General features: G+C 27.6%; 13 protein-coding genes and 1 other annotated feature. Of the genes, 8 read left to right on the top strand and 5 right to left on the bottom strand.

Going from position 1 to position 11,849, the window contains the following annotated elements:
• Positions 1–328: 328 nt before the first annotated feature.
• Positions 329–1,198 (top strand): methionyl aminopeptidase, encoded by an 870-nt coding sequence (locus ACYUEX_RS02925; RefSeq protein WP_460286495.1) that lies wholly within the window; start codon positions 329–331, stop codon positions 1,196–1,198.
• Positions 1,199–1,484: 286 nt separating this feature from the next.
• On the opposite strand, the gene ACYUEX_RS02930 is transcribed toward ACYUEX_RS02925, so the two are convergent.
• Positions 1,485–1,814, bottom strand: a complete 330-nt coding sequence (locus ACYUEX_RS02930) for a HesB-like protein (RefSeq protein WP_460286496.1) — start codon at positions 1,812–1,814, stop codon at positions 1,485–1,487.
• Positions 1,815–2,080: 266 nt separating this feature from the next.
• On the opposite strand from ACYUEX_RS02930, the gene ACYUEX_RS02935 reads away from it, so the two are divergent.
• Positions 2,081–2,821: a hypothetical protein gene (locus ACYUEX_RS02935; protein WP_460286497.1), complete on the top strand. Its 741-nt coding sequence runs from the start codon at positions 2,081–2,083 to the stop codon at positions 2,819–2,821.
• Between the two features lie 97 nt (positions 2,822–2,918).
• Positions 2,919–3,488, top strand: a complete 570-nt coding sequence (locus ACYUEX_RS02940; RefSeq protein WP_460286498.1) for a TVP38/TMEM64 family protein — start codon at positions 2,919–2,921, stop codon at positions 3,486–3,488.
• Between the two features lie 27 nt (positions 3,489–3,515).
• On the opposite strand, the gene leuS is transcribed toward ACYUEX_RS02940, so the two are convergent.
• The gene (gene leuS / locus ACYUEX_RS02945; RefSeq protein ID WP_460286499.1) at positions 3,516–5,966 is read right to left on the bottom strand and encodes a leucine--tRNA ligase; all 2,451 of its coding nucleotides are present in this window, start codon (positions 5,964–5,966) and stop codon (positions 3,516–3,518) included.
• Positions 5,967–6,020: 54 nt separating this feature from the next.
• Positions 6,021–6,226: a binding site (T-box leader), on the bottom strand.
• Between the two features lie 183 nt (positions 6,227–6,409).
• Between leuS and ACYUEX_RS02950 the strand changes: the two genes are divergently transcribed.
• The 3 genes from ACYUEX_RS02950 (at position 6,410) to ACYUEX_RS02960 (ending at position 7,715) form a co-directional block, all read left to right on the top strand.
• Positions 6,410–6,778 carry a CoA-binding protein gene (locus ACYUEX_RS02950; RefSeq protein WP_460286500.1) on the top strand — a complete coding sequence of 123 codons (369 nt, stop codon included), beginning with the start codon at positions 6,410–6,412 and terminating at the stop codon, positions 6,776–6,778.
• Between the two features lie 162 nt (positions 6,779–6,940).
• Positions 6,941–7,309, top strand: coding sequence for a YccF domain-containing protein (locus ACYUEX_RS02955; RefSeq protein ID WP_460286501.1), 369 nt, complete (start codon positions 6,941–6,943; stop codon positions 7,307–7,309).
• 184 nt (positions 7,310–7,493) lie between these two features.
• Entirely contained in the window at positions 7,494–7,715 is a 222-nt protein-coding gene (locus ACYUEX_RS02960; RefSeq protein ID WP_460286502.1) for a hypothetical protein, read from the top strand.
• Between the two features lie 94 nt (positions 7,716–7,809).
• Here ACYUEX_RS02960 and ACYUEX_RS02965 read toward each other — a convergent pair whose 3' ends face one another.
• From ACYUEX_RS02965 to ACYUEX_RS02975, 3 genes are read right to left on the bottom strand one after another with little or no spacing between them, the layout of a single operon-like run.
• Positions 7,810–8,304 carry a hypothetical protein gene (locus tag ACYUEX_RS02965; RefSeq protein ID WP_460286503.1) on the bottom strand — a complete coding sequence of 165 codons (495 nt, stop codon included), beginning with the start codon at positions 8,302–8,304 and terminating at the stop codon, positions 7,810–7,812.
• 34 nt (positions 8,305–8,338) lie between these two features.
• The gene (locus ACYUEX_RS02970) at positions 8,339–8,956 is read right to left on the bottom strand and encodes a J domain-containing protein (RefSeq protein ID WP_411170199.1); all 618 of its coding nucleotides are present in this window, start codon (positions 8,954–8,956) and stop codon (positions 8,339–8,341) included.
• Positions 8,943–9,854, bottom strand: a complete 912-nt coding sequence (locus ACYUEX_RS02975) for a DUF5685 family protein (protein WP_460286504.1) — start codon at positions 9,852–9,854, stop codon at positions 8,943–8,945. Before ACYUEX_RS02975 ends, ACYUEX_RS02970 begins: the two co-directional genes overlap by 14 nt.
• 180 nt (positions 9,855–10,034) lie before the next feature.
• On the opposite strand from ACYUEX_RS02975, the gene ACYUEX_RS02980 reads away from it, so the two are divergent.
• Positions 10,035–10,922, top strand: a complete 888-nt coding sequence (locus ACYUEX_RS02980) for a polysaccharide deacetylase family protein (RefSeq protein ID WP_460286505.1) — start codon at positions 10,035–10,037, stop codon at positions 10,920–10,922.
• A 317-nt stretch (positions 10,923–11,239) separates the two neighbouring features.
• Positions 11,240–11,849: BMP family lipoprotein (locus tag ACYUEX_RS02985; RefSeq protein WP_460286506.1), on the top strand; the 610-nt coding region annotated here is incomplete at its 3' end.

An 11,849-nucleotide genomic window follows, 5' to 3' on the forward strand; every position in this document is an offset into this window, starting at 1 on the left:
ATAAGGATTTTAGCAATTTGATTTAGAAAAGTAGATTTATTTTATACTTTCCTTACCTTTAGTTTGGAAGTGAACATATGTAAGTTTGCGTTGACTTGGAGCAGAGCGACGGAAAAAGTAAACTTATATATGTTCACTTTTTTATTTGATTTTTTCTCTATAATTAGAAAAGTATGATATAGTTATATTATAGATAATAATAAATAATATTATTTAATATAACTTATTTAAATTATAAGTACACTTAGAGTGTAATAATAGCATATAAAATAGTTATAATAGATAATAATGAATACATTATGAGTATGAAATTTTTAGGAGGTTTAATATGAATTTAAATAGAAATGATCAATGTTGGTGTGGAAGTGGAAAGAAGTACAAAAAGTGTCATATTGAATTTGATGAAAAATTAGAGCTACTTAAATCTGAAGGATTTGAAGTACCAACTAGAGATTTAATAAAAAATTCAGGGCAAATAGAAGGAATAAAAGAAAGTGCTAAAATTAATAATGCAGTATTAGATTTAGTAGAGAAAAATATTAAGGTAGGAATGACAACAGAAGAAATAAATAAGATAGTTCATGAATTTACAGTAAATAGTGGAGCAATACCTGCACCATTAAATTATGGGGGATTTCCTAAGAGTGTTTGTGTTTCTATCAATGATGTTGTATGTCACGGAATTCCTAGTGATGATGAAGTATTACAAGATGGAGATATAGTAAATGTAGATGTATCAACTATTTATAATGGATATTATTCGGATGCTTCAAGAATGTATAAGATAGGTAATGTTACAGAAAAGGATTCAAAGCTGGTTAAAGTTGCAAAGGAGTGCTTAGAAAAAGGATTTGAAGCTGTTAAGCCATGGGGATTCTTAGGTGATATAGGAGCTGTTATACAAGAGCATGCAGAAGCTAATGGATTTTCGGTAGTAAGAGCTTTTGGAGGACACGGAGTAGGATTAAAATTCCATGAAGATCCTTTTGTAAGTCATTACGGCAAAAGAGGAGAAGGAATGATACTTGTTCCAGGAATGATATTTACAATAGAACCAATGATTAATGAAGGAACTTATGAAGTTTTTGTAGATGAAGATGATGAGTGGACTGTTTTAACAGAGGATGGTGGATACTCAGCACAGTGGGAGTACACCGTGTTAGTAACAGAAGATGGTGCTGAAATATTAGCTTGGTAAAGCTAAATAAAAAAGTCGCCAAGGCGAGCCTGTCGAGCCGTAGACTTTTTTTAGCGCATGTGCATTTCCGAAGCTTGCCTGAGGAAAATCTTGCACGCGCACTATATTCATATTTTTACTCTTTAGGAGATAACTTTAATAACTAAGTATATTACAAAAGTTATTTACAATAAATATAAAAATATAATTTCCTAAAGAGTAAAAAAGCTGTATTAAATTAATAATACAGCTTTTTTTATGTTAAAGCATAACACTTTTTAAGAATCTAATCAATTAGATTACTAGATTAGTGGCATCCGCCACCACATGATCCGCATCCGCCTTCAACTTCTATAACTGGTTTTAATGATAAGCCTCTACCATCATTTTCTTCAGTTGAAAGTAATTTGAATCCTCCGAATTCATCAACAAGTTTTTCTTCTACTACAAAAGTAATATCGTTAATTTTTTGAGTAACATCTCCTTCTTTTGCTTCATCAACAGATATGTTGAAAGCAGGACCGCTACAACCAAAACCAGCTAAGTTAATTCTTATGCTATAGTTTTCAACTTCATTCTCGTCTAAGAATCCTTTAAATTCTTTGTATGCTTCTTCACTTATTAATATTTTATCCATATTATTCACCTTCTATTGTTAAATGATAATTTATATCATTAGTATAACACAGTACATTTAAATATCAAGTGTTTTTTAATATAAAAAATAGTAAATTTTAATAAATAGTTATTGTCATTACTATTTATTGTCAATATAATATTTAATAGAAACATTATGAGTATATATATTAAAATAATATATAAGTATTATAATATAAAATTTTAACTTTACATAAAATAGTATGTGTAATATAGTAAAGTTTCATACAGAAGGGAAGTATTATTTTGAAGCCATATGATAAGACATATATAATAGATAAAATAAAAGAATATAATAACGCTATATCTTTGGGAAAAATTGGAAATTTTGAAATAAAAAGTACTGACAAAGAAAAAGATTATATTGATGGATATATGTATAATAAACATGAAAAGTTAAATTTAAGTCTTTTAGAATTATATGGACCTAATAACATTTGGATGAAAGTCTCACCATTAGAAATAGAAAGTTCATATATGTTTATAAAATATGCAAAAGGTATTGTTGGAGTAGTTGGATTAGGACTTGGATATGTTGTACAAGAATTAGCTAAAAAGAAGGATGTAGAAAAAGTCGTAGTTTACGAAAAGGAAAAAGATATTATAGATTTATATAATTTAAGTTTCAAAAATAACTCTAAGATAATAATAATAAATGAAGATGCTTATAAAACGAAGAAGGAAAGTTTTGATTTCTTCTATGTTGATATATATGAATATAAGTTAACTAAAAAAGTAGTTGATGATTATATAAAATTTAATGAAATACATAATATAAATGAATATATATTTTGGGGAGTAGAACATTTTTTATTAAGCTGTAGATATGAAGAAATAGTTTGGGTATATATACCAGAAACTTGGATGGAAATGAGTAAAAAAATATTTGTTGCTTTTCAAGATTCAAATTTATTGCCCTACTATAGACAGTTAGATGAAAAATTAGTAAGCGAGATATTAGAAGAATTTAAAAAAGTACTAGAGTAGAAATTAATAACTTAGTATTAATAATTTATAAATTATAATGGTTATAGTTATAGGAAATATATAAATTTATTACAGATGATAGTTAAGGATAAATATCATGTTTAGTTTAGATAATATAATAAGTATATTTAGTGAATATAGTAACTTTGCTATAATAATATCTATATTTATGAGTACAATTATAGCATTACTTGGGGTAGTTCCATCAATTTTTATTACAGGAGCTAATATAGCATTTTTTGGACCACTTGAAGGTTTTATTGTTTCTTTAATAGGTGAAACAATAGGAGGATATGTGAGCTTTATTTTATATAGACTAGGATTTAAAAAGAAGATAGAAGGATTGAAGGATAAAAATAAATTGTTGAAGGCTATTATAGAAGGAAAAGGTCATAGAATAGGTTTTTTGATATTTGAAGGGCGATTAATTCCATTTATACCATCAGGTTTTGTGACATTAGCTGCTTCCATTAGTAATGTTAATAAATTTATTTTTGTTATTGCAACATTCTTCGGAAAGGTTCCATCAATAGCACTAGAAGCATTAATAAGCTATGATTTAATAAATATAGAAGAAAATTTTATAAGGTTAATTATTACTTTAGTAGCAACTGTATTAGTTTATATAACATTAAAAAAATATAATAAAGAGAAAAATTTAGGGTAAAGTATTTTAAATACTTTACCCTTTAAGTTATTTAACAACTATATTTACAAGTCTACCCTTTATAACTATAACTTTAACTATAGTTTTACCTTCAGTAGCAGAAATTATGATTTCATTTTCTAATGAAGCAGCTTTAATTCCTTCTTCATTTAGATCAGTTGAAACATTTATCTTAGCTTTAATTTTACCGTTAACTTGAATAGCTATTTCAACTTCATCTTTAATTAAGGCTTTAGGATCATATTTTGGCCAAGCTTCGTTAAAGATAGAGAAATCTAAACCTAGTAAACTCCATTGCTCTTCAGCAAAGTGAGGTGCAAATGGTGCAAGGATTTTTAAGAAATCTATGCAGCTCTTTTTTAAGAAATCTAAATTTTTAATATCTTCTTGAAGATATTTAGAGAAAGCATTTATAAACTCCATCATTCTTGCAATTGCAGTATTAAATTGAAGTTTTTCAGCATCTTCAGTAACACCCTTAATTGAATTGTGTAACCAGAAGTTTAATTCCTTTTCTGCTTTATCTATAGTAGTCTTATTATTTTCACCTTTTTCAATAGCTTCTCTAGCTATATCTAAGTATCTTTCAATTCTATCTACAAATCTAGCAACAGATTTAAGTCCATCATCACTCCAAGCTCCACCTTCGATATAAGCAAATCCAAACATTAAATACATTCTAAATACATCTGAACCATATTGAGATATATAGTCATTTGGAGAAATTGTATTACCCTTTGATTTACTCATTTTTAATCCGTCTGGACCAAGAATTAATCCTTGGTGAGTTAATGACTTAAATGGTTCATCAAAATCTAAATATCCCATATCTCTTAAAGCTTTAGTTATAAATCTAGAATATAATAAATGCATACAAGCGTGTTCTGGGCCGCCTACATATTTATCTACTGGAAGTATTTTATTAATAAGATCTTTATCAAAAGCCTTTTCAGAGTTTTTATTGTCAGGATATCTTAATTGATACCAAGAAGAACAAACAAATGTATCTAAAGTATCAGCTTCTCTTTTTGCTGGTTTTCCACATTTAGGACAAGTTGTGTTTATGAATTCATCACATTTTGCTAGTGGCGATTTTCCATCTGGAGTAAACTCAACATTATATGGAAGTTCTACAGGTAATTGATTTTCAGGTACAGGAACAGTTCCACAGTGGTCACAGTGAATCATAGGAATTGGTGCACCCCAATATCTTTGTCTAGATACCAACCAGTCTCTTAGTCTATAATTGACTTTAGCACTTCCAAGCTTCATAGAAGATAATTTATCAATTATTTTTTCTTTAGCTTCTTCAGTAGTTAATCCATCAAATTCTCCGGAATTAACCAATACACCATATTCGCAATAAGGTAGTTCAGCATCATTACCATCTTTGCTAGTTATTACTCTTTCTATTGATAAGTTAAACTTTGTAGCAAATGCATAATCCCTTTCATCATGAGCAGGAACAGCCATTACAGCTCCGGTTCCATAAGTTGCTAATACATAATCCCCAATCCAAATAGGAACCTCTTTTCCATTTATAGGATTTATAGCGTAAGATCCTGTAAAGACTCCAGTTTTTTCTCTTGATAAAGATTGTCTTTCTATATCGGATTGCTTTTTAGCTTCATTTTTATAGTTTTCAACAGTATCCTTGTATTCTGGAAGAGTAAGTTCATCAACTAATGAATTTTCAGGAGCTAATACAACATAAGTAACTCCGTTTAGTGTGTCAACTCTTGTAGTAAATACATCAAATTCAATATTAGAATCTTTAACTTTAAATGTAACTTCTGCACCAGTAGATTTACCAATCCAGTGTTTTTGCATTGCAACAGTTTTTTCAGGCCAATCTAAAGTATCTAATTTTTCTAATAGCTCATCAGCATAGTCAGTTATCTTTAAGAACCATTGAGTTAAATCTTTTTTTGTTACCTCAGTTGAACATCTTTCACAAGAACCTTCAAGAACTTGTTCATTAGCTAAAACTGTATTACATGATGGACACCAGTTTACTGGAGCTTTCTTTCTGTAAGCTAAGCCTTTTTCATATAGTTTTAAAAATACCCATTGAGTCCATTTATAATAGTCAGGATTACAAGTTATTACTTCATTATCCCAGTTAAACATAGCTCCCATAGCTCTTAGTTGTTTTTCCATAGTTTCTATATTCTTTTCTGTTGAATCCTTTGGATGAATTCCAGTTTTTATTGCATAGTTTTCAGCAGGAAGTCCAAATGCATCAAATCCCATTGGTTGAAATACATTATATCCTTGCATTCTTTTAAGTCTAGCCCATGAATCAACAGGTCCATAGTTAAACCAGTGACCAGCGTGTAATTGGCTACCAGAAGGATAAGAGAACATCTCTAAAACATAAAGTTTTTCTCCTTCTTTATTTGGGTCAAATTTATAAAGATTTGTTTCTTCCCATTTATCTTGCCATTTCTTATCAATGGAAGTTCCATAATTAGCCACAATAATTCCTCCTTTAAAAATAAAAAATAATATAAAAAAAGCCCTTCATCTCAATTAAGAGACGAAGGACATATTCGCGGTACCACTCTTATTAGAAAAATAAATATTTTTCTCACTCAAATCTATAACGGCGTTTCCCGTACTTGCTTTTAACAAGTAAGCTCCTAGGCAAGTTCCTATAATTCAACCACTGTTTTGCAGCAATCAACAGCTCTCTTAAGGTTGAAAGTTATAGTACTACTCCTATTCAAAGCAGTAAATATATAATTTATACACAATTATATATTTTATTACAATATAAGTCAACAACTAGAATCAATTAATTAAATATAATATAATAGAAAAAGTAATTAAAAATTAGCAAATGGATATATTAATCATATATTAAGTTATGATATTGTAAAGGTTCATATGAAAAAATAACCTATATAGGAGGTAGCTTTATGAATATAAATGAAATGATTAAATTAAAAAATTGGGTAGTTGTAGGAGATGTATCTAATGAGTCTAAGTATGCTTATAAAATATTAAATAAATTTAAAAGCAAAGGATATATTGTTAGTGGTGTTCACCCTAAAGGAGGAAATGAAATATATACTAGCTTAAAAGAAGTACCATATAAAATAGATGCTATGGACTTATGTATAAATGCTAAGCTTGGAATAAACTTTATTAAAGAAGCTAATGAATTAGGAATAAAAAATGTTCTAATACAACCTGGTGCTGAAAGTGAAGAAATATTAAAGTATTGCATTGAAAACTCAATAGTAGCAATAGAAAATTGTGCATTGGTCCAGTTAGGAAATAATTAAATAAGAGAGCAAGTATCTATAAATCAATTTATTAGATAATTTTATAGATACTTACTTAAAATTCTTAAAAGTGGACAAGTGTAATTCAAACCTACAAATTATAAGACAACTAAGCTTATAGTCTATAGCTATTTAGGAATTTTAAAAAAGGAGGAATTTTTAATGTCATGTTTAGGAAATTTAATTTGGATTATTTTTGGAGGGTTTATTAATGCTTTAGCTTGGCTTTTTGCTGGAGTAGTTTGGTGTATTACTATAGCAGGAATTCCAGTAGGAATGCAATGTTTTAAGCTGGCTAGCTTGCAATTCGCTCCATTTGGGAAAGAAGTAGTTACTAAAAATGATAGTGGAGTAAATATTGTTTTAAATATTTTTTGGATATTATTTGGTGGTATAGAATTATGTATAGCGAATTTAATAAGTGCTTTCCTTTTGTGCATAACAATAATAGGAATACCATTTGCTAAACAATCTTTAAAACTAGCCAAATTATCTCTAATGCCTTTTGGAAAAGAGATAATAACAAAATAAAATCTTTTAATTATAAACTTTTCGTATATTTTTATTAAATAAATATATTCTTTATATTTATTAGTATTATAGTTTATATTAGTATTAAGTAAAAAAATATATAGCAATTGATATGTGTTGTAATTTAGTTAAATGGTATTTTATTAGAATGAGTAAGGGTAAATAATGATGGGGGGATGGTATTTTGGATAACTATGAAAACACTATCTTGTATAGAGAAGTTAAGTCATATGAAGATGCATATGTGTATAATTCAGATATTGAAAATATAAATAAGTATATTGAAGAATCTAAAAAATTAAAAGTAGAAAGCTCTAAAAAGAGAAAAGCAACAGAGAGATTAATATCTGTTGTAGGAGAAATAATTGAAGGTGCTTTTGAAGTGTTATTTTCATTAATAGATTAAAATAAACAAGGCTGGTTTTACTTAAATCAGCCTTGTTTAATACTATCCTTATATTCAGTTTGTAATTAAACTTACATATGTCTACTTTTTTATTTTAAATTTTATTGTGTACTTTTTGCATATAAAATGAAATAAGTAATGTTAATGCATAATCAAATATTAAAAATGCAGGTTGTGAAACAACATATATCAACCATAATGGTAGTTTTATTATTTCTGTTGAAAGAAAAGTATTAAACAAAAATAACAAGATGAATAAAATAGCATTAAAAAATAATAATTTAAATATTATTTCTAAATACAACTTATTTAATTTTTCTATATAGCATTTTACTATTCCATATACTCCAAAGAATATTCCGTATAATAGAACTATATTAATTGGTAAAAAGAAAAAACCTATTATTGTAGAGGCGATGTACACTAAAAAAGCACTTTTTATTGAACCTCTTATCATTGCAATTGGAATAATAAATGAAGCTAATGTAAGGATGCTTAATGTGTTTATGGGAATTAGCAAATTTAAATATAAAATTATGCTAGTGAGTGCTACTAAGACAGCACTTAGAGCAATTTCTTTTGATTTCATAATTTAAAACACCACCATTTAATAATTTACAATGCTAGCAACACCCTATAAGATCTCCACCCATACATTCACAAATTGAGTCTAAACACCAAAGATTGATACAACAGTCACATGCGCTAGCTGTATTCCCGCCAGTTGTTCTATAGTAATTATTACTATATGATCTAGTTCTTTGATGAAGAGAGTTTAGGGTTTGTCTATATTCAAAATTGTTTGGGTCCATATTTACTGCAGTTTGAATATGTTTAAGGCCTCCATCAAACCATCCTTTGTTAGTTAATAATACTCCATAAAGAAAATTCCATTCAGCATTTCTGTTAGACATACCATTTAGTCTATTTTCTGCTTCTTGAAAATTACCCATTTGAATAAGTCTTCTTACTTCTGAAAACATATAACTGTCATTAGATGATCCATTATTATATGATGAATTATAGTTTTGTGAATTAGAATTTTGATAAGAGTTATTTGGATTTTTTGTTAATTCATCATAAGCGGAATTTATTTCTCTCATTTTTTCTTCTGCTAAATCTTTAAGGGGGTTATCTCCATATTGATCTGGATGATATTGCTTAATAAGACTTCTATAAGCCTTTTTTATTTCTTCTTGACTTGCTCCAGGTTTAAGTCCTAGTACCTCATATGGATTCATTATTATAGTCACTCCTTTTATCTTCGCTTGTATTATTTAAAATACCAATATATTTATCCATCATACCTAATTCTAAAATATTTTTAAGTATATCTTCATTCCTCTTTAAAGGTAGTTTTGAAAGTAGGTCTTTACAATTGTATGAACAGTTTAAAATCGTAAATTCTAATCTTTCTTGAATTAAAGGAATTAAATCATCATAGGATTGATTATTGTCATTAAATAAGAAGTTTATTGGATTAAATTTTTTATTTAATATATCATCTTTTAAATCGTCTAATGCATCAATAAGATATATCCACTTTCCTAAGGTGTATCCAAGTCTATAAAGATTATTTCTTAACTCAGTAGAGTCATCAATAAGCTTATTTGGATATTCTTTTAAAATACTTCCAACTATATCACTAAATGGATGAGATATTTCATCTATAGATGAAAAGTTTTTATTATTTTCTAAGTCAGTTAATACTAGAAGATTTTTCTTGATTATCTTATTTATATTATCTATAGATTTATTAATTTTTTTTTGATAAGGATAAAGTATTCTTTCTACAACCTTACTTTTAATATTATTATCATCTTGAATATCATCTTTTACTTTGTGATAAAAAAGTGTTAAATTCATGGCTGCAGCATAATGCAATGCATCATTTTCTATAATTACAGGTTTTTTATCAGTAGGATGAGCAATGCATCGCTTAATTTCAATATTAGGTTCTTTTATTGATAAAGAATCTATAAGTATTGCTAAAAAAGTCATATCATAGTTTAATACTGCTCTAGGTATGTTTCCAGCACTATTTTTAAGTTGAAAACATAATCCACAGTAATAACTTCTAAATTTTGTAAAATCCTTCACTTTAAGTTCTGATTTAAGAGGAGTCACATATCCAAACAACAAAAACACTCCTTAATATTAGTTTAGATTAATTATACAAAAATAATATATTATTAACAATGATTAAAGGAAAAATTAGAAAGTGTTAAAAAAAAAGAAACAATTATAAATAGAATTATTGACAAATTATTCCTATCAATATATATTCAAAATATATAGGAAAGAGGGGAATATAATATTATGAAAAAAATAATGAAATTAACTACAGCTTTAGTAGTGATACTAGTCATAGGATTTGGAATAGCATTTATAAGAAATTATAAGTTTAGTGCTGATAATAATACAGTAAGTGTAGAAAAGAATAATAAGAATTCTAATGAAGAAACAAATAAAAATATTGAAGAAGAAAATACTAAAATAGAAGAAAAGAATAAAATTAATTATGTAAATTTAAATGTGAACGATGTAAGAATACCTATATTAATGTATCATTCTATAGCGGATACCGATCCTAATAATAACTTACTAGTGCCAATAAGTCAGTTTGAAGGACAAGTCAAATGGCTTAAGGAAAATGGATTTACACCTATGCTGTTAGAAGGTGTCGTAGAATCCTTTAATACAGGTAAAGTTCCTGAAAAGCCAGTAGCAATAACTTTTGATGATGGATATGCAGACAATTATACAGAGGCTTACAGAATATTAAAAGAACATGGTATGAAGGCTACTTTTTTTATAATAACTGACAAAACTGATGTTGATGGTTGGTATATGAATTCTAATATGCTAAAAGAAATGCATAAGGATGGAATGGGAATAGAGAATCATACCTCTAGACATATTGAGTTTACTAAAATACCAAGAGAAGACAAAATTGCAATAATAAAAGAGGGGATTAATACATTAAAAGAGAAAGTTGGAGTAGATAGTAAATTTGTTTGCTATCCAGTTGGTAGATACGATGATGAAACGATAGAAGTAGAAAAAGAATTGGGTATAAAAGCAGCTGTTACAACAGAAGTTGGAATATCAAAAGCTTCTGATGGTATGTACTCATTAAAAAGAATTAGAATGTCTCCTATGGATATAGAAGCTTTTAAAAGTATATTTAGCGAATTTTTAAAATAAGGTCAATCAATTTGTTTTTAGATGGGAGACTAAAATAATATGAAATTCCTAAAAGATAATCGAAAATTATGAATTATAAAGTCGATATAATTCGTATAGTTAGTTTTATTTTTTACAATATTAAGAATAAATTTCATAAAAAATATTTGAAAAGGTTAATCATTATGGATAAATTTGTCTAATAATGAAAATAATATTTAGAAAAATATTGTATTTACGAACTATATATTGTATAATTTTTTTAAAAGTTTCTATATGGAAACCTTTTAAAAAAATTATAACAACTAAATTACAAAAGTCTAAGGGGGATTTTTAACATGAAAAAAAGAGCAATAGCTTTAGCACTATCAGCGCTTATGATAACTGGTTTAGTAGGTTGTGGCAATAAATCAGATGGAGCAGCAAAAGAAAAGGACTTAAAAGTAGGTATGGTTACTGATGCAGGAACTATAGATGATAAGTCATTTAACCAAGGTACTTGGGAAGGTATAAAGAAGGCACAAACAGATCTAAAAATAGATGCTAATTATTTAAAGCCATCAGGAACAACAGAAGCTGACTATATGAAAGAAATAGGAAATCTTTATGATACAGGATATAAATTTATAGTTACTCCTGGATTTAAATTTGAAACAGCTGTATTTAAAGCACAAGATAAATATAAAGATGCCAAATTTGTAATAATAGATGGTAATCCACATAGTGGAGACTTTAAACCAGTTGTAGCTGATAATACAGTGGCTATATTCTTTGCTGAACAAGAAGCAGGATTCTTAGCTGGTGTTGCAACAGCACTTCAATTAAAAGAAGGAGAACTAGGATTTATAGGTGGTATGGAAATACCAGCACCTCAAAAGTTTAACTGGGGATTCCAACAAGGTGTTAAATATGCTAATGAAAATTTTGGAACAAAAATGAATATAAAGA

The organism is Clostridium sp. CTA-7 (assembly GCF_054768095.1).